This window comes from Rhizobium sp. NLR10b, from assembly GCF_019685435.1.
GTDB lineage: Bacteria > Pseudomonadota > Alphaproteobacteria > Rhizobiales > Rhizobiaceae > Rhizobium.
In genome coordinates, this window is sequence record NZ_JABDWV010000003.1 from 185,856 (window position 1) to 201,610 (window position 15,755).

Below are 15,755 nucleotides of genomic sequence, written 5' to 3' on the forward strand. Positions count from 1 at the left end.
CGGCCGGAAATGAAAAGCCCCGCCGGAGCGGGGCTTGTGGGCATCATTTCGACGGCGCCGTCTTTCGTCGGAACAGACCCTTCAGATTGTCGAAGAGTTCGATCTTCACGCCGTGGCGCTTCATGATCACCGACTGCTGGATCACCGAGAGCGTGTTGTTCCAGGCCCAGTAGATGACGAGACCGGCCGGGAAGCTTGCCAACATGAACATGAACACCAGCGGCATCCAGTTGAAGATCATTGCCTGCGTCGGATCGGGTGGCGTCGGGTTCATGCGCATCTGCAGGAACATGGTGACGCCCATGATCAGCGGCCAGACACCGAGATGCAGGAAGGTCGGCGCCTCGAAGGGCAGCAGGCCGAACAGATTGACGATCGTCGTCGGATCGGGCGCCGAAAGGTCCTTGATCCAGCCGAAGAAAGGCGCGTGCCGCATCTCGATGGTGATGTAGATCACCTTGTAGAGCGAGAAGAAGATCGGGATCTGCAGCGCCACCGGCCAGCAGCCGGCGATGGGGTTGATCTTCTCGTCCTTGTAGAGCTGCATCGTCGCCTGCTGCAACGCCATGCGGTCGTCGCCGAATTTCGCCTTCAGCTCCTCCATCTTCGGCTGCATGCGCTTCATGTTCGCCATCGAAGCGTACTGCTTGCTGGCGAGCGGGAAAAACAGCGCCTTGACGACGATCGTGGTGCACAGGATCGCCACGCCGAAATTGCCGAAGAAGCGATAGAAGAAGTCCATCAGCTTGAACATCGGCTTGGTGATGAAATAGAACCAGCCCCAGTCGATCAGCCGGTCAAACTTGGGGATCGAATAGGAGGCCTCGTAGCCGTCGATAACAGGCACTTCCTTGGCGCCGGCGAAAACGAGGTTCTTGAGCTCGATCGACTGACCTGGCGCAACTGTGAAGGCGTCATCTTTGTAGTCGGCCTGATAACGCGGCTGACCGTCAGAAAAATAAGAGAATTTCGCCTCATATGCAGCGCTCTGCGGCGGAACGATCGTCGCCGCCCAGTATTTGTCGGTAATGCCAAGCCAGCCGCCGGTGGATTTCGCCGGCGACACGGCTTCTTTCTCGACGGCGCTATACTTGCTTTCGATCAGGCCGTCGTCGCCGATGACGCCGATAAAGCCCTCATGCAGGACGTAGACGGACGGCGTCGTCGGCTTGTTGTAGCGCATCACGCGGCCGTAGGAGGAGAGCGAGGCGGGCGCCTGGCCGGTATTTTCGATCTTGTCGACGACGGTGAACATGTAGCGCTCGTCGACGGAAATCGTGCGGGTGAAGGTCAGGCCCTTGTCATTGGTATAGGAGAGCGTCACCGGTGTCTTCTCGGTGAGTTTGGCGCCCTCCGGAGCCGTCCACAGCGTCGACGGACCAGGGACGGTGCCCGTGGCGTCGCTGCCGATATAGCCGAGCTCCGTGAAGTAACCATCCTTGGTTTCGGCCGGGCTGAACAGCGTGATGGTCGGGCTCGAGTCGTCGACGGTCTCGTGATAGCCCTTGAGCTTCAGATCGTCGAGCCGGGCGCCGGCAAGGTTGATCGAGCCGGAAAGCGCAGCAGTATCGATGGCGATGCGCGGCGTCTTTTCGAGCGCCTGCTCGCGCGTCGCCGTCGCGGCCGCCTGGCCGGACGGGGCCGCGCCGGTCGTCTGGGCAGGTGCCTGGCCGCCGCCTGCCGCAGGCTGCTGCGTCTGCTCGGTCTGCTGTTGCGCCTTCTGGGCTTCCTGCGTCTTGCGCTGGGCTTCGATGCGCGGATTCATATAGAGAAACTGCCAGCCGAGGACGATCAGCACCGAGAGAGCGATCGCAATGAAATAATTGCGGTTGTTTTCCATCATACGTTCCTGGGGCGTCCGTCTCCGGAGCGCCGGTGTTTCGGCCTGGTTTCCACGCGAAGCTTCAGCTCCGCGGCCAATTCCTGGAAGGACGCATCAAGTACGTCCCTGCGCGCGACAACCACATAGTCGTGTCCGGGCTGCATTGCAAATCCCGCATGAAGCCGCACCGCCTCTTTCAGGCGGCGGCGCATACGGTTCCGTTCGACCGCGTTGCCATGTTTTTTGGTGACTGTAAAACCGACGCGCGCCTGGCTGTCGGGTTCCTTCCGGTCGAGCACTTCGAGCAGGAAGAGGCCGCCGCGGCGTTTTTCGCCTTCGCGCGCGGCAAGAAACTGCGGGCGGCTTTTCAGCCGCCCGACAGTGTGTTTCTTCTCACTGGTCGTCAATTCGCCCGCCATCTCTTCTCGGGCAACCCGGCCTTAAGCCGAGAGACGCTTGCGGCCCTGCGCGCGGCGGGCAGCGATGACCTTGCGGCCACCCTTCGTGGACATGCGCGCACGGAAGCCGTGGCGACGCTTGCGAACAAGCTTGGATGGTTGATAGGTACGCTTCATTTATTTAAACACCGCGGAGTGCGGCCCTTCTTGAATTTGCATGATGCAAGGAGCGTTGTTTTTCGAACGGGCGGGCCATGAAGGCCTTGGGTGACCGGACGTGCGGCGGCTTATACGGATGAAGGCCGCCAAAGTCAATTATATCAGATCATTTCACTGGTAATGCTGATCGGCGCTTGGTTTTCGCACGCAAGTGTTAACAAGTTTGCTTTGCTCTGACAGGTTGTACTTTGTCGCAGCCGCGATAGAAAATCATGATTTTCAGCGACTTGCGTTCGGGGCGGGCGCCGGCATCGCTCATTCTCAGTGACATAATCGTAAATATTAGAAATCCAACTTTAAGGAATTTCGCCGATAGTCGGCTCATCGGCTGGGAATTTGCTTTCCAGGCAGTTTGGGGTAGCTAGGAGGCACTGCATTGAAGATCCGCGGGAAAATTAATTTGCTGGTTTGCGTGATGGGCGCGGTGGCGCTTCTGATCGGCGCAACGGCATTGTCGGCCATGCACGAATACAGCCGCAACCTCACGGCCTACGAGCAGGCCGCCGCCCGCGCCTATGCCGGCGAGCGCCTCAACCGTTTCGTTACCGCGGTCGTCATGGAATCGCGCGGCATCTATGCGGCCAAGACGATCAAGGATACGCCGAATTTCGCCAAGGGCATCACGGCCGCTCTCGACGAGATCGATAAGGTCATCGCCGGCTGGGCGCCGCTCGTTCCCGAAAGCGAGAAGGCCGATTTCGCCAAGCTCGTCTCCCGCGCCGCCGAATTCCGCACCTTCCGCACGGAAACGGCCCGCCTCGGCACGGAAGTCGGGCCCGAGGCCGCCAGCCAGCAGGGCAACAATGAGGCCAATCGCGCCAACCGCAAGGCCTTCCAGGCTGAAATCGACGCGGTCGTCGCGACCGACAAGGCAGCGCTCGAAGCCGTCAACGCCGAGATCGAAAGTTTCCGCTCCTGGGTCCTGATGCTCGTGCTCAGCATTACCGGCATCGGTATCGCGGTCGGCATCGGCATGGGCTTTTATATCGGCACCAGCCATCTGAGCCGCCCGATCAAGCGTGTCACCCACGCGATCAAGGAGGTCGCCAACGGCAATTTCGACGCCGAGGTTCCCTTTGCCGGCCGCAAGGACGAAATCGGCGAGATGGCCGCCGCGGTGGCGGTCTTCAAGGAGAACGGCCTTGCCGTCAAGCGCCTGAACGCCCAAGAGGCGGCGATGCGCGCCAAGAGCGATGACCTGCAGTCGAGCATGTCCGTCGTCGTGGCCGCGGCTGCGGCCGGCGATTTCAGCCATCGCATCGACAAGGATTATCAGGACGAGAACCTCAATCAGTTCGCCGGCAATATCAACACGCTGCTGTCGAGCGTCGATGCCGGCATCGGCGAGACCCGGCGCGTCATCGCAAGCCTTGCCGAAGGCGACCTCACCCAGACGATGAACGGCAATTTCCAGGGCGCCTTCGCCGAGCTGCAGCAGAACGTCAACAACAGCTTCGTAACGCTGCAGGCGACGATGCGCGAAGTGCGCGAGACGACCGAAGCGATGAACGGCAACACCGCCGAGTTGCGCAATGCCAGCGACGACCTCTCGAAGCGCACCGAGCAGCAGGCGGCAGCGCTCGAACAGACCTCTGCGGCACTCGACGAGATTACCGCCGTCGTCCAGAACTCGACCGAGCGGGCGCATGAAGCAACCGTCATGGTGTCCGAAGCCAAGGAAAATGCCGGCCGCTCCGGCGTCGTCGTCCGCAACGCCGTCGAGGCCATGGGCCGCATCGAGCAGGCCTCGCGCGAAATCAGCCAGATCATCAACGTCATTGATGAGATCGCCTTCCAGACCAACCTCCTGGCACTGAACGCCGGCGTCGAAGCCGCCCGCGCCGGCGAGGCCGGCAAGGGCTTCGCGGTGGTCGCGCAGGAAGTGCGCGAACTCGCCCAGCGTTCGGCGACGGCCGCCAAGGACATCAAGGCGCTGATCACCAAGTCCGGCGACGAGGTGCAGGTCGGCGTCAAGCTCGTCCAGGCGACCGGTGAGGCTCTGTCCGAAATCGGCACCCGCGTCATCGCCATCAACGACCATATCCATTCGATCGCCACGGCCGCGGTCGAACAGTCGACCGGCCTCAAGGAGGTCAACACCGCCGTCAACCAGATGGATCAGGTGACCCAGCAGAATGCCGCGATGGTGGAGGAAACCTCTGCCGCCACGCACCGGCTTTCGGCCGAAGCCAATGGGCTGGTACATCTCATCGCCCGCTTCAAGCTGTCGGATGCGGCGGCGCCCGTGGCGCTTGTGCGCAACGAGCCGCACAGGCAGCCGGTTGCCTCGCCCGCCCGCCGGGCGATCGCCAAGGTCGCCCGCGCCTTCGGCGGCAGTTCCGCCCCGGCCGAACAGAGCTGGGAAGAGTTCTGATTTTCCATAATAGAAGACTTTTCCAATGCCTGGCTTTTGCCCCTCACCCTCACCCTCGCCCTCTCCCCGTAAAATGGGGCGAGGGGACGTGCCCCACGAGAGGTTGGCGACGGACGGAGAGATCACGGCATATTCCCTTCGCCCCGCGAGTGGGGAGAAGGTGCCGGCAGGCGGATGAGGGGCTGCCCCTTGCGCCAACCAGAGAGCTACTGCACCAACATAACGAAAGCACGACGCCGCCCCCGGGCGGCGTTTTGTTGTGACGAGGTGACGCTGCTCGCAAAGATTTGAAAGCGGAGCGTCTTGGTCTAATATAAGAACCCTACGGTGAGGGCGGCGAGCGCTGCCGATCGGGCGAGATGACCATGCCGGTTCGAGACCAGGGCGAAGATCCTTCGGCTGACATCCCGGCGGCCGGCGAGGCTGCCAAGGGGCGGTGTCCGTCCGGCTTGTTCGGCGGGCTGTCTGGCAAGCTGCTCTGGCTCACCGTCGTCTTCATCATGCTCGCCGAGATCCTGATTTTCTTTCCCTCGGTCGCCAGCATGCGGATGCGCTGGCTGCAGGACAGGCTGAACACGGCCGCCGCCGCCGCCATCGTCATCGACGGGCTGCAGCCGATCGAGCTGCCGCGCGCCCTGCAGAAGGAAACGCTGGAGGCGACCGGCACCAAGGCGATCGTGCTGCGCAAGGAGGGCACTTCGCGGCTGCTGGCGACGACCGACATGCCGACCTCCGTCGACGAATCCTACGATCTCACCGACGTGCCGCCGCTGACGGCGATCCGCGACGCGCTCGATACCCTGATCTTCGGCGGCAGCAGGATGATCCGCGTTTACGGCCCCGTCGGCGAAAACAAGGTCGGCGTCGAGGTTGTCATGAAGGACCGGCCGCTGCGCACGGCGATGTTTGCTTATTCCCGCAACGTGCTGCTGCTTTCGGTGCTGATTTCGCTCTTCACGGCGACGCTGATCTTCTTTGCGATCAACCGCATTCTCATCGGCCCGATTCGCCGGCTAACCGGCAGCATGCAGCAATTCTCCTCCGATCCCGAGAACCCGGCCCACATCTATATCGGAGACGGCGGCCGTGACGAGCTGGCGGTGGCCGGCCGCAATCTCACCTCGATGCAGATGGAGCTGCAGAAGACGCTGAAGCAGCAGAAGAACCTTGCCGCTCTTGGCCTCGCCGTTTCCAAGATCAATCACGATATGCGCAATATCCTGGCTTCCGCGCAGCTGATGTCGGACCGGCTCGTCGATGTCGATGATCCGATGGTCAAGAGCTTCGCGCCGAAGCTGCTGCGCACCATCGACCGCGCCGTCGGCTATACGACGGAGGTGCTGTCCTACGGCAAGGCGAGCGAATCGGCGCCGCGCCGCCGCCATGTTCGGCTGTTGGCACTCACGCAGGACGTCAGGGACATGCTGGCGATCGATCCGCAAAGCGGCATCGAGTTTGTCGAACAGTTCGCTGCCGATCTCGAGATCGATGCCGACGGCGAGCAGCTTTTCCGGGTCATTCACAATCTCTGCCGCAACGCCCTGCAGGCGCTGACATCACCGGGCGAGGGCGGCCCCGGCGCCATCAGGCGCATCACCGTCTCCGCCCAGCGTGTCGGCAGCGTCGTCAGCATCACCGTGGACGATACCGGCCCCGGCATGCCGCTGAAGGCGCGCCAGAACCTCTTTGCCGCCTTCCGCGGCTCGGCCCGTTCCGGCGGCACCGGCCTCGGCCTGACCATCGCCCGCGAACTGGTGCTCGCCCATGGCGGCACGATCGCGCTGGTGGAAAAGCCGACGGTCGGCACCCAATTCCGCATCGAGATCCCCGATCGCCCGGTTTCGCTGGACGATTACCGCAACCGGACGCATGGCGAGAAGTGACGGAATTTCAGCCGGCGCGGCCGCAAGCAGGCAAAGACGCGATTTTTTTCGAAATGCTCTTGCAATGTCCGAAAGGACCCTTTAGAGGATCGCCCACGCAAGCGGCACCGCCGCAATTTGCACGCACCCGTAGCTCAGCTGGATAGAGCACCAGACTACGAATCTGGGGGTCAGGAGTTCGAATCTCTTCGGGTGCGCCATTCTTCCCAAATGCATCAGCAAAGTTCCAGGCGCCCGAAATCGGTGCCGCTCCAATCAGCGCTTCGCTCCTCGCCTCGCCTCCTTGGAGGCGTGAACAATAGCTGGGGCGGCCGCCTCATTCCTTGATGGGAATCCCGGCTTCGATCGCAGCCTCGATGAACGCCTGCCGCGCCTCTTCCCGGCTTCGTTTCCCAGATATGACATCGGCGCAAACCGCACACGCTCTGTCGAGCGCAGGGCCCTCTTCGGTCGGCCAGTCTTCGATCAGCGCCCATGTTGCGGCCTGGGTCGTCTGGATGACCACCCATTGATCCGGCCCTTCAAGGGCAAGCGTCACCGGCTTCTTCCATAGGGTTTGCATAATGCAGGATCTCCGCTGCGCCTTCTCGGCCACCTGCTCGCCTAAGGCAATTGTTCCGGCGTGTCGAGATGCCGTCTGAACGAGACGTTTTCCGGAGCAGTGAGCTGCTTACTGAAACGCCGGCATATTTATTTCCGGCCGCCGCTTCTCGTCGGCCGCTGCCGTCTTTGCCGCAAGGCAGCAAGGCAAAGCTATTGAGCGTTCGGATGCTCTCTCTCATAGGCTTCCCTTTCTTCCTTCCCGAACACGGCGGAGTAAAAGCCGCTGCAAACCAGATATGAGCACGCATCCGGGTTGCCCGTTTGCCATCCGGGCTGGCAGAGGACGACGCGATGGAATTTGGCATTGCAAAGCCCGTGGTTTGCCAGAAGCCGCGGATCGTTTCCGAAATACGCGCTTATGGCTTGCTCGCGAGTCCATGCAGGAACGACCTTCCAATCAGCGGCGCCGCCCTCAGCGCTCACATTGCCGGTCGCGCAGAACGACCAATTCGATATCGTGATCGGTTGATCGCAGGGAAACGCCTGGACGGCGCTTCCCAGCAAGAGCGAAATCAATGCCAGCAATCGGCTGCTGTAACCCACCATGAACTTTTCCCCCATGCAGATCATTCGCATCCTGCCCTCCAAACGGTGATCGGGTCTAATCCGAATCCTAAGATTATTTTCCTAGTTCTTGAAACGTTCTTACGCTAGATTGCACGCTGTTGCAACCATGGAATGTTGAATGTCAAAGAATTTTGTAGCGATTGGCGCAGTGGGCGCTTGGGCGGGTCTTTCCCTCTGCATGCGGGAAAAAACCAGTTCTTCTGCTGCTTGCCGGAAGGACGTGCTCGCAGCCGGGGCGAGGGGCTGATGGCGGAATTCAACTCTCGTGACAAGAGCCGCACCAGTTCCGGCAAGACGCGATCGCTGGTGCGCAAACACACCGCGCCGCCGAGCGCCAGCGATGACGGCAGCCTGCGATGGCAATGGTTGACGATCCAGCTACTGGAATCGGCGGCATTTACCACCTTGAGTGCGAATGCCTGCCGCGCCTTCTTCCGCATCGTCATCGAGCACCTCTCGCATGCCGCGTTGCAGAATGGCAGGCTTGTCGTGACGCATCACCAGTTCGTCTCCTACGGCGTCACCGGAGAATATGTCGCCGATGCGCTCGACGAGCTTGAATATAAGGGGCTCGTAAAGGTCCGCCGCGGCCGGGCCGGAAGTGGGGTCGCCCATCCCAACCTGTTCACGCTCACCTTCGTCGGCGACCTTGAAGGCGCGCCGCCGACCGACGAGTGGAAGCGGTGCACGGCGGAAAGGTGCCGGAAATGGTCCGAGACCGACCGCAAAATCGCCGCCGACAAACGCGGCCGCCTCGGCCGGAAGAAAAAAACCTCGCTTCGGGATCCCGAAATCCGTCCGCTTCGGGATTCCGAAATTCGCCGCGCTTCGTAAGCTTTTCGGCTGAGCGGAAACGCAATGATTTCAACGCCGCGGCCTATTTCGGGATTCCGAGGTGCTATATAGATTTTGGTGGGGGTTCCCGCGGTGGAGCGTGACGACCGTCCTCGGTCGGCAGCGGCATTGGTTTTCCCGCATGCTTAGCTTCGCGCAACCTTCCTGATGTATTCGCAGGCCTGATGATCTCGGAGGAATGCATGACGGTGGGAATTTTTCGGGTCCTGGCGATCCTCGCGACGATAGCCGCCCTTGCCGGCTGCATCGACCATGCCAACGAGCCGGTGCTGCTGGCAGTCGGCTTACCGGTCAATCCGCCGTCCGTTGCGCACAGCCTTTGCATGACTGACGGCAATGCCATGTATGGCGAGGCGAAGCGCCAGTATGAGCTGCGCGCCCAGTTGACCGGATATGCGCAGGCCGATGCGTTCGAAGCGGAAACCGTGGCGCGCGCCGCCGCCCATCGCCAGTATGTCGCCTGTCTCTCGGCCCAAGGTTACCGGGCATTATACGCGAATTGAAAACAGAGAATTCGCATTCTTGACCAGCGCCGGATCGCGCCATTCTGCTGTTACAGCTTTCACGTTTTCTCGCGAAAAACTCACGCCGGATCGCCTGCAATCACGAGTTTTGGAAGTTTCGCACGCGCTGGGAAGCGCGCCCTTCGTGTCGGCATTTTCTCAGGTTAAATCCACGAAGGAGGGTTTAACATGAAGATCTTCAATTTGTCCGTTCCGCCATTGCGTTCAGTGTACTTCTCGCCCTTGCGCCGATCGGCCAAGCTGAAGCCGCTCCCGTTCAAACGGTTCGACCGCCCGATATTTCCGAAGCAAAAACCGTGCAATATAAGCCGCATGCCGGTCTCTGGCAGGGCTATAGAGGTTTCCGAACGGAGCGCCCCGGCACCCACCGTCACTCCGATGGCTACTGGTACCCGCTTGCCGCCTTCGGCGATGAGGCCGGCGCCACCGACTCCATCGTCCGCCAACCCGTCGACAGGCCGGTGGCTCCGACGATGTGCAACCCTACGTTTTCGGGGTCGATCGGTCCAGCATGCCCTGTGATAACGGCTATTGAGCCGGCAAATGAAAAAGGCGGCGCGTGCTGCCTTTTTCCTGTTCGGGCGCCGCTCACATGTTCGTGACCTCTATTGCGTCGCGGTAGATTGTGACAAATCCGCTTCCTACCTCCTCGGCGTAAATCACCCGATCCTCCCAAGGAGATGACAATATGACGACGTTCAAGAGCGGCCTGGCCGCCGCGGTCCTCGGTGCGATGCTTGGCCTTGCCACCTTCGCGGCGCAAGCGGCTCCCCTCCAGTCGAGCGCGACGCAGCAGGGTTCGGTCAAGCAGCAGGTTGTCGAGCATGAGACCCGCCTGCAGCACGACAGGAGCACGACCGGTTCGATCGGTGAAGGCAACCCGAAGGGCATGGCCTCGCCCTCCATGATGAACCCGAAGAAGCCGCTGAACATGGATTGCAAGCTCGGCTTCAATCCGACCAGCAGTTCCGGCTGCAACTATTAACGCGGCGCTTTGCGGTGGCGACCAGGCCATCGCGGTGAGGGGCGGCTTCCCGGCCGCCCTTTTTGCCGCAGACGAGGGCGCTCGCTATGTCATAGCTGCATAGATGCAAAAATGCCGGACGCCAGTGGGAAAAGAGGTGGGAAATGCCGGCTCACAAGGGCGATTGACGTCTCTGCCTTGGAATTGCCATGCTAGCCGCGATGGTCGCATTCATAATCAATTGAATTTCAGACAGGTGGGACAGTCATGACCGCAAAGGCTGCATGCTCGGATTTCCTGCATTTTTTCCGCTCCTGGATTAGCAATCCGCTTCGGGTGGCCGCCATCGCGCCGTCGGGTGATTCACTTGCCAGGATCATGACCAGCGAAATTGCGGCGCTCGACGGGCCGATCATCGAGCTCGGCCCCGGCACGGGCGTCTTCACCCGGGCGCTGCTTGCCCGCGGCATCAGCGAGACGGATCTGACGCTGATCGAATACGGCCCGGAATTCATCGATGCGCTGCAGGCGCGGTTCCCGGCGGCGCGCATATTACAGATGGACGCGGCCCACCTTGCCCAGGCCGATATTTTCGAAGGCGAACCGGTCGGCGCCGTCATCAGCGGGCTGCCGCTTCTGTCGATGTCGCCGCGCAAGATCGCCTCGATCCTTGCCGGCGTCTTCACCTATATGCGCCCGGGCGGAGCCGTCTATCAATTCACCTATGGTCCGCGCTGCCCGGTGCCGCGGCCGATCCTCGATCGCCTCGGCCTGAAGGCGGTGCGCATCGGCGGTACGGTTCGCAACCTCCCGCCAGCCTCCGTCTACCGGATCTCGCGCCGCAAGCCGCTGGAACTCTCGCGCGAGCGCCTGAGATACCGCGAGGCGGACATCGAAGTCGCCGCCTTTTCCGGCGAATCGGCCGGCTGAACGCGGCAACGGCTGAGCGGAAGCGACAGGCTTCGTCGCAGCCCGGCCGATATTCCGGCGCACCGCAGCGGCGCCGGTCGAAGGACGATGTTTTCGGCCCCTCCCTGTTATCCCGTCGGGGTCGTCCTATATGTGCAAGCGTCGCCACGGCCGCATGTCCGATATCGCCGCGGCGGCCGGGTCATCACCATGCCGGGCATCACCAGACCCGGCAGACATTCAGAACTGGATCCATCCTCGCCAGCCCGGCATCCCGGCCCTGGCGAAGCGGGCGGCTTCGGCCATTTCATCGACATTGAATGATTTTAGTGACGAAGGGAGGAAAGATCATGTTCAGTCACAACGCAGCCAAGTCAGGAACCTTCAGGATCGGCGGCGAGATCGAGGTCAATCGTCTCGGCTTCGGCGCCATGCGCGTTACCGGCAAGGGGATCTGGGGCGAGCCCGATGACCATGCCGAGTCCATGCGGACGCTGAAGCGCCTGCCGGAGCTTGGCGTCAATTTCATCGATACGGCCGATTCCTACGGCCCCGATGTCTCCGAATGGCTGATCAAGGAGGCGCTGCATCCCTATGACGCGGGATCCGTCATCGCCACCAAGGGCGGCCTCACCCGCCACGGTCCCGACATCTGGCTGCCCGTCGGCCGTCCGGAATATCTGATCCAGCAGGCGCATAAGAGCCTGCGCAATCTCGGCGTCGAGCAGATCGATCTGTGGCAGCTTCACCGCATCGATCCGAAGGTGCCTGCCAAGGAGCAGTTTGACGCGATCAGATCGCTGCTCGATGCCGGCCTCATCCGCCATGCGGGCTTGAGCGAAGTCTCCGTCGCCGAGATCGAGGCGGCCTCGAAGCACTTCAAGGTCGCCACCGTCCAGAACCGCTACAACCTCGTCGATCGCACCAGCGAAGACGTGCTCGATTATTGCGCCAAGCACAATATCGGCTTCATCCCCTGGTATCCGCTCGCCGCCGGCGATCTTGCCAAATCAGGCTCGCTGCTCGATACGATCGCCAGGAAGCACAATGCCGCCCCCAGCCAGGTCGCGCTCGCCTGGGTGCTGAAGCGCAGCCCGGTGATGCTGCCGATCCCCGGCACCTCGAAGGTCAGGCACCTGGAAGAAAACGTCGCGGCGGTGGACATCACGCTATCCGATGAGGAGTTTACCGCGCTGGACGCCGAGGGCAGGAAGGTCTTCAAGGCCGCTTGAGGAGTGATGCAAGCGGCGGCCCCCTCACCCTAACCCTCTCTCCGCTCGCGGGGCGAGGGGACGTGCCCTGGGAAAGGTTGGCGAGGGACGGAGAGGTTGCCGCATATCCCTTCGCCCCGTTTACGGGGGTCCGAAGGACGGGACGAGACCCGCGGCTCGACCCAGGCAGAGGTGCCGGCAGGCGGATGAGGGGCTGCCGCCACTGCCACATCTTTCAGCAAATTTTGACCACCCGGTCAAAGATGCCGCAAAATGAGGCGCGCACTGCCGCTTGAAGTGGCGAGCATTGCGCTCATTGCATTGCTGCATTGCGGTAATTTCGCTATTCCCGATCAAATGAATGGGGTATCACTATCTTCGTAAGCAGCGCACTCCTCCTCCCAAGCGCTCTTACATCGGACCGGCAACACTCCTCCTCCCAGTTGTCGGTCAGGATCAAGAGCCTGGCGCACCTCCTCCCGCGCCAGGCTCTTTTCTTTTCCCCTCATGCCATTTCGCCGGCGCTGCTTTGCCGTGCACAATTTGACTCGACAGCCTTCGCCGGACTATTTGAACCTGTGCCGTCTGTCCGGCGCGTGAACCGGTTGGAGTTAGTCATGATCGGCAGATGGCGCGGCTCGCATGCGGCTCTGACAGGGCTTCTGGTTGCAACGATGGTGCTCGCCGGCTGCGGCGGCCGACCGGTTGGGGTGATGCAGGCGGCCGGCACCGTGCCTCCGGGCACGTCGAAGGTCGATCTCCTGGTGGCGACGACGCGCGCTGCCGATGACAACCCGGCCGTGCTTTTCTCCGGCGAACGCGGCACGGGGCTTGCCGTTAACGCCGTCGATGTCTCGATTCCGCCGGAAGCCAACCGCACGGTCGGCCAGGTGCAATGGCCGAAGCGCCTGCCGGCCGATCCGCTCCGTGACTTCGTCACCGTTTCCGTCGATCCGCTCGAGGGCGAGCGGGCAGGCGAGAGCTGGCTGAAAACCCATATGCCGAAGAGCCGCCGCGTGCTCGTCTTCGTGCACGGCTTCAACAACCGTTATGAAGACGCGGTCTATCGTTTCGCGCAGATCGTCCACGATTCGCATGCCGACGTTGCGCCCGTCGTCTTCACCTGGCCGTCGCGCGCCAGCATCTTCGATTACAATTACGACAAGGAAAGCACCAACTATTCCCGCGATGCGCTGGAAGAGCTGCTGACCCGCACCGCCGCCAATCCCGCCGTCAGCGACGTCACCGTCATGGCCCATTCGATGGGCACCTGGCTGACTGTCGAAGCACTCCGGCAGATGGCGATCCGCAACGGTCACGTCGCTTCGAAGATTAACAATGTCATCCTTGCCTCGCCGGATCTCGATGTCGATGTCTTCGGCCGGCAGTTCATGAGCCTCGGCAAGGACCGGCCGCATTTCACCATCTTCGTCTCCAGGGATGATCGGGCGCTGGCGCTGTCGCGGCGCATCTCCGGCAATATCGACCGGCTCGGCCAGATCGATCCTTCCGCCGAGCCTTACCGCAGCAAGCTGGAAGCGGCCGGCATCACCGTGCTCGATCTCACCAAGCTCAAGGGCGGCGACCGGCTGAACCACGGCAAATTCGCCGAAAGCCCCGAAGTGGTGAAGCTGATCGGCGACCGGCTGATTGCCGGCCAGACGATCACCGATTCCAATGTCGGCCTCGGCGAGGCCGTCGGCGCGGTGGCGATGGGGGCGGCTCAGACGGCCGGAAGTGCGGTCAGCGTCGCCGTCAGCACGCCGATCGCAATCTTCGATCCGCGCACCCGGCGCAACTACGATGCGCAGCTGAAGCGGCTCGGCCAGTCGATGGACAACACCGTCGGTTCGGTCGGTGACAGTGTCGGCGCCGGCCTGCCCGAAAGCCAGTAAGAATTCCGCGGAGCAATTCCAGCAAAAGTGCACGGCGGTTTCGCGTTTCGGAATTGCGTAAATCCAAAAGGTTAGAGCGGTTCCGCGTTTCCGTGAAAAGCTGAACCGCTCTAGGCAGCATCGCTGATCTGATATATCAGGTTTGCGAACGGCGATACTGTATGCCGTGCGGGTGGGTTGATCGCATGACGGATGAGACGAAGAAGAAGGTGGCTGTCGTCGGCGCGGGCGTGATCGGCGCCTCGATCGCTTTCGATTTGCAGCGGCGCGGATTTCAGGTCACGCTGGTCGACAAGGGTGAGCCCGGACGCGGCACCTCTTTCGGCAATATGGCGAGCATCGCGCTCGATTTCGCCGCCGGCTCCGGCCCTTCGACCTGGAAGAAGATCCCCGGCTGGCTGCTCGACCCCGAAGGCCCGGTCTGGCTGCGGCCGTCCTATGCCGCCAAGATGCTGCCCTGGTTCCTGCGCTTCCTCGCCGCCGGCCGGCCTTCGCGCTTGAGGGAGATCGAGGATGCCGGCATGAGCCTGTCGCTGCGGGCGCTCGCCGATTTCCGCGAAATGCTGAAGGCGATCGGCGCATCCGATCTGCTGACCGAGGAAGGTTGCCTGGCGATCTACGAGACGGAGGCTGAGTTTACCGCCGATCGCGGCCACCTCGCCATGATGCAGCGCTACGGCCTCGAATTCGAGGTGTTGAGCAACGGCGCCATCCAATATTATGAGCCCGCCCTGTCGTCTGTCATCGCCAAAGCGGTGCTGCTCCCCGACAATAAGTCGGTCCGCGATCCCTACAAGCTGGTGGTCAAACTGACCGACGCCGCCCTGGCGGCCGGCGCAACCTTCGTCTCCGGCACCGTGAGGAATATCGAGCGCAAGGGCGATGGCAGCGTCGTCGTCCTCCTCGACAATGGCAGCCGTGTCGAGGCGGCTTCCGTTGTGCTTGCCGCCGGCGTCCACACCCGTTTCCTGGCGGCCAAGCTCGGCGAACCGATCCCGCTGGAGACCGAGCGCGGTTATCACACGCAGATCATGAAGCCCGGCATTTCCATGCGTTACTCGCTGATCTGGCCGCATCGCGCCTTCATGGTGACGCCGACTGCCGGCGGCATCCGCGTCGGCGGCAATGTCGAGCTGGCCGGGCTTGACGCCGCTCCCGATTTCCGCCGTCCGCGGGTGCTGGTGCGCCACGCCCAGCGCGCGCTTCCCGGGCTGAAGGCCGAGGAGACGACGGAATGGATGGGTCACCGCCCGGCCTTGCCCGATACGATCCCGATCATTTCGCCGTCCTCGAAGATGTCGGGGGTTTTTTATGCCACCGGCCATGGCCATCTCGGCCTGACATATGCCGCGACGACAGCGCGGTTGATCGGCGATATGGTGAGCGGAGCAAAACCGTCGGTCGACATGACCCCTTTCCGGATAGACCGATACTGAGCAATTCCAGGAAAAGTGTGAAGCGGTTTTCCGTTCGGAATTGCGTTAAAACAAGTTAGAACCGCGTCGGCGGCATCAGCCGTCACGTCCGAACT

General features: G+C 62.0%; 14 protein-coding genes, 1 tRNA gene and 1 pseudogene. 11 read left to right on the forward strand and 5 right to left on the reverse strand.

Annotated features, from left to right (window positions below; genetic code table 11):
* Positions 1 to 43: 43 nt before the first annotated feature.
* Genes yidC through rpmH form a run of 3 tightly spaced genes read right to left on the reverse strand, consistent with a single transcriptional unit; the run spans position 44 to position 2,397 of the window.
* Positions 44 to 1,840, reverse strand: coding sequence for a membrane protein insertase YidC (gene yidC / locus HJB91_RS05840; protein ID WP_210629401.1), 1,797 nt, complete (start codon positions 1,838 to 1,840; stop codon positions 44 to 46).
* Positions 1,840 to 2,241, reverse strand: a complete 402-nt coding sequence (gene rnpA, locus HJB91_RS05845) for a ribonuclease P protein component (protein ID WP_210629400.1) — start codon at positions 2,239 to 2,241, stop codon at positions 1,840 to 1,842. Before rnpA ends, yidC begins: the two co-directional genes overlap by 1 nt.
* 21 nt (positions 2,242 to 2,262) lie before the next feature.
* A complete protein-coding gene (rpmH, locus tag HJB91_RS05850) occupies positions 2,263 to 2,397 on the reverse strand; it encodes a 50S ribosomal protein L34 (RefSeq protein ID WP_008524438.1) in 135 nt (44 codons plus the stop codon).
* A gap of 418 nt (positions 2,398 to 2,815) precedes the next feature.
* Here rpmH and HJB91_RS05855 point away from each other — a divergent pair, with 418 nt between their 5' ends.
* The 3 genes from HJB91_RS05855 (at position 2,816) to HJB91_RS05865 (ending at position 6,896) form a co-directional block, all read left to right on the forward strand.
* Positions 2,816 to 4,813 (forward strand): methyl-accepting chemotaxis protein, encoded by a 1,998-nt coding sequence (locus HJB91_RS05855; RefSeq protein ID WP_210629399.1) that lies wholly within the window; start codon positions 2,816 to 2,818, stop codon positions 4,811 to 4,813.
* A gap of 365 nt (positions 4,814 to 5,178) precedes the next feature.
* Positions 5,179 to 6,696, forward strand: coding sequence for an ATP-binding protein (locus HJB91_RS05860; protein WP_210629398.1), 1,518 nt, complete (start codon positions 5,179 to 5,181; stop codon positions 6,694 to 6,696).
* A gap of 123 nt (positions 6,697 to 6,819) precedes the next feature.
* Positions 6,820 to 6,896 (forward strand) — tRNA-Arg (locus tag HJB91_RS05865).
* A 116-nt stretch (positions 6,897 to 7,012) separates the two neighbouring features.
* Here HJB91_RS05865 and HJB91_RS05870 read toward each other — a convergent pair.
* Both HJB91_RS05870 and HJB91_RS05875 read right to left on the reverse strand, forming a co-directional pair.
* The gene (locus HJB91_RS05870) at positions 7,013 to 7,258 is read right to left on the reverse strand and encodes a DUF982 domain-containing protein (protein WP_064707810.1); all 246 of its coding nucleotides are present in this window, start codon (positions 7,256 to 7,258) and stop codon (positions 7,013 to 7,015) included.
* A 191-nt stretch (positions 7,259 to 7,449) separates the two neighbouring features.
* Entirely contained in the window at positions 7,450 to 7,875 is a 426-nt protein-coding gene (locus HJB91_RS05875; protein ID WP_210629396.1) for a hypothetical protein, read from the reverse strand.
* A 237-nt stretch (positions 7,876 to 8,112) separates the two neighbouring features.
* On the opposite strand from HJB91_RS05875, the gene HJB91_RS05880 reads away from it, so the two are divergent.
* The 8 genes and pseudogenes from HJB91_RS05880 to HJB91_RS05910 all read left to right on the forward strand — a co-directional run bounded on the left by HJB91_RS05880 (position 8,113) and on the right by HJB91_RS05910 (position 15,660).
* Positions 8,113 to 8,700, forward strand: a complete 588-nt coding sequence (locus HJB91_RS05880) for a hypothetical protein (RefSeq protein WP_210629395.1) — start codon at positions 8,113 to 8,115, stop codon at positions 8,698 to 8,700.
* Positions 8,701 to 8,903: 203 nt separating this feature from the next.
* The gene (locus tag HJB91_RS05885; protein ID WP_210629394.1) at positions 8,904 to 9,224 is read left to right on the forward strand and encodes a hypothetical protein; all 321 of its coding nucleotides are present in this window, start codon (positions 8,904 to 8,906) and stop codon (positions 9,222 to 9,224) included.
* A gap of 189 nt (positions 9,225 to 9,413) precedes the next feature.
* A pseudogene (locus HJB91_RS30585) lies at positions 9,414 to 9,780 on the forward strand (cell surface protein).
* Positions 9,781 to 9,933: 153 nt separating this feature from the next.
* Positions 9,934 to 10,230, forward strand: coding sequence for a hypothetical protein (locus HJB91_RS05890; RefSeq protein ID WP_210629393.1), 297 nt, complete (start codon positions 9,934 to 9,936; stop codon positions 10,228 to 10,230).
* A 246-nt stretch (positions 10,231 to 10,476) separates the two neighbouring features.
* Complete coding sequence (locus HJB91_RS05895; RefSeq protein WP_210629392.1) at positions 10,477 to 11,139, forward strand: class I SAM-dependent methyltransferase; 663 nt, start codon at positions 10,477 to 10,479, stop codon at positions 11,137 to 11,139.
* A gap of 329 nt (positions 11,140 to 11,468) precedes the next feature.
* The gene (locus HJB91_RS05900) at positions 11,469 to 12,350 is read left to right on the forward strand and encodes an aldo/keto reductase (protein WP_210629391.1); all 882 of its coding nucleotides are present in this window, start codon (positions 11,469 to 11,471) and stop codon (positions 12,348 to 12,350) included.
* Positions 12,351 to 12,946: 596 nt separating this feature from the next.
* On the forward strand, positions 12,947 to 14,224 hold the full coding sequence (locus HJB91_RS05905) for an alpha/beta hydrolase (RefSeq protein ID WP_210629390.1): 1,278 nt from the start codon (positions 12,947 to 12,949) through the stop codon (positions 14,222 to 14,224).
* 185 nt (positions 14,225 to 14,409) lie between these two features.
* A complete protein-coding gene (locus tag HJB91_RS05910) occupies positions 14,410 to 15,660 on the forward strand; it encodes an FAD-binding oxidoreductase (protein ID WP_221153808.1) in 1,251 nt (416 codons plus the stop codon).
* Positions 15,661 to 15,755 lie beyond the last annotated feature (95 nt).

What these genes read in the sequence shown, in the direction of transcription:
- rnpA (WP_210629400.1), bottom strand. Translation starts at nt 2,241, where the DNA reads ATGGCGGGCGAATTGACGACCAGTGAGAAGAAACACACTGTCGGGCGG.
- HJB91_RS05875 (WP_210629396.1), bottom strand. Translation starts at nt 7,875, where the DNA reads ATGCGAATGATCTGCATGGGGGAAAAGTTCATGGTGGGTTACAGCAGC.
- HJB91_RS05895 (WP_210629392.1), top strand. Translation starts at nt 10,477, where the DNA reads ATGACCGCAAAGGCTGCATGCTCGGATTTCCTGCATTTTTTCCGCTCC.
- HJB91_RS05910 (WP_221153808.1), top strand. Translation starts at nt 14,410, where the DNA reads ATGACGGATGAGACGAAGAAGAAGGTGGCTGTCGTCGGCGCGGGCGTG.
- yidC (WP_210629401.1), bottom strand. Translation starts at nt 1,840, where the DNA reads ATGGAAAACAACCGCAATTATTTCATTGCGATCGCTCTCTCGGTGCTG.
- rpmH (WP_008524438.1), bottom strand. Translation starts at nt 2,397, where the DNA reads ATGAAGCGTACCTATCAACCATCCAAGCTTGTTCGCAAGCGTCGCCAC.
- HJB91_RS05870 (WP_064707810.1), bottom strand. Translation starts at nt 7,258, where the DNA reads ATGCAAACCCTATGGAAGAAGCCGGTGACGCTTGCCCTTGAAGGGCCG.
- HJB91_RS05905 (WP_210629390.1), top strand. Translation starts at nt 12,947, where the DNA reads ATGATCGGCAGATGGCGCGGCTCGCATGCGGCTCTGACAGGGCTTCTG.
- HJB91_RS05900 (WP_210629391.1), top strand. Translation starts at nt 11,469, where the DNA reads ATGTTCAGTCACAACGCAGCCAAGTCAGGAACCTTCAGGATCGGCGGC.
- HJB91_RS05890 (WP_210629393.1), top strand. Translation starts at nt 9,934, where the DNA reads ATGACGACGTTCAAGAGCGGCCTGGCCGCCGCGGTCCTCGGTGCGATG.
- HJB91_RS05880 (WP_210629395.1), top strand. Translation starts at nt 8,113, where the DNA reads ATGGCGGAATTCAACTCTCGTGACAAGAGCCGCACCAGTTCCGGCAAG.
- HJB91_RS05860 (WP_210629398.1), top strand. Translation starts at nt 5,179, where the DNA reads ATGCCGGTTCGAGACCAGGGCGAAGATCCTTCGGCTGACATCCCGGCG.
- HJB91_RS05885 (WP_210629394.1), top strand. Translation starts at nt 8,904, where the DNA reads ATGACGGTGGGAATTTTTCGGGTCCTGGCGATCCTCGCGACGATAGCC.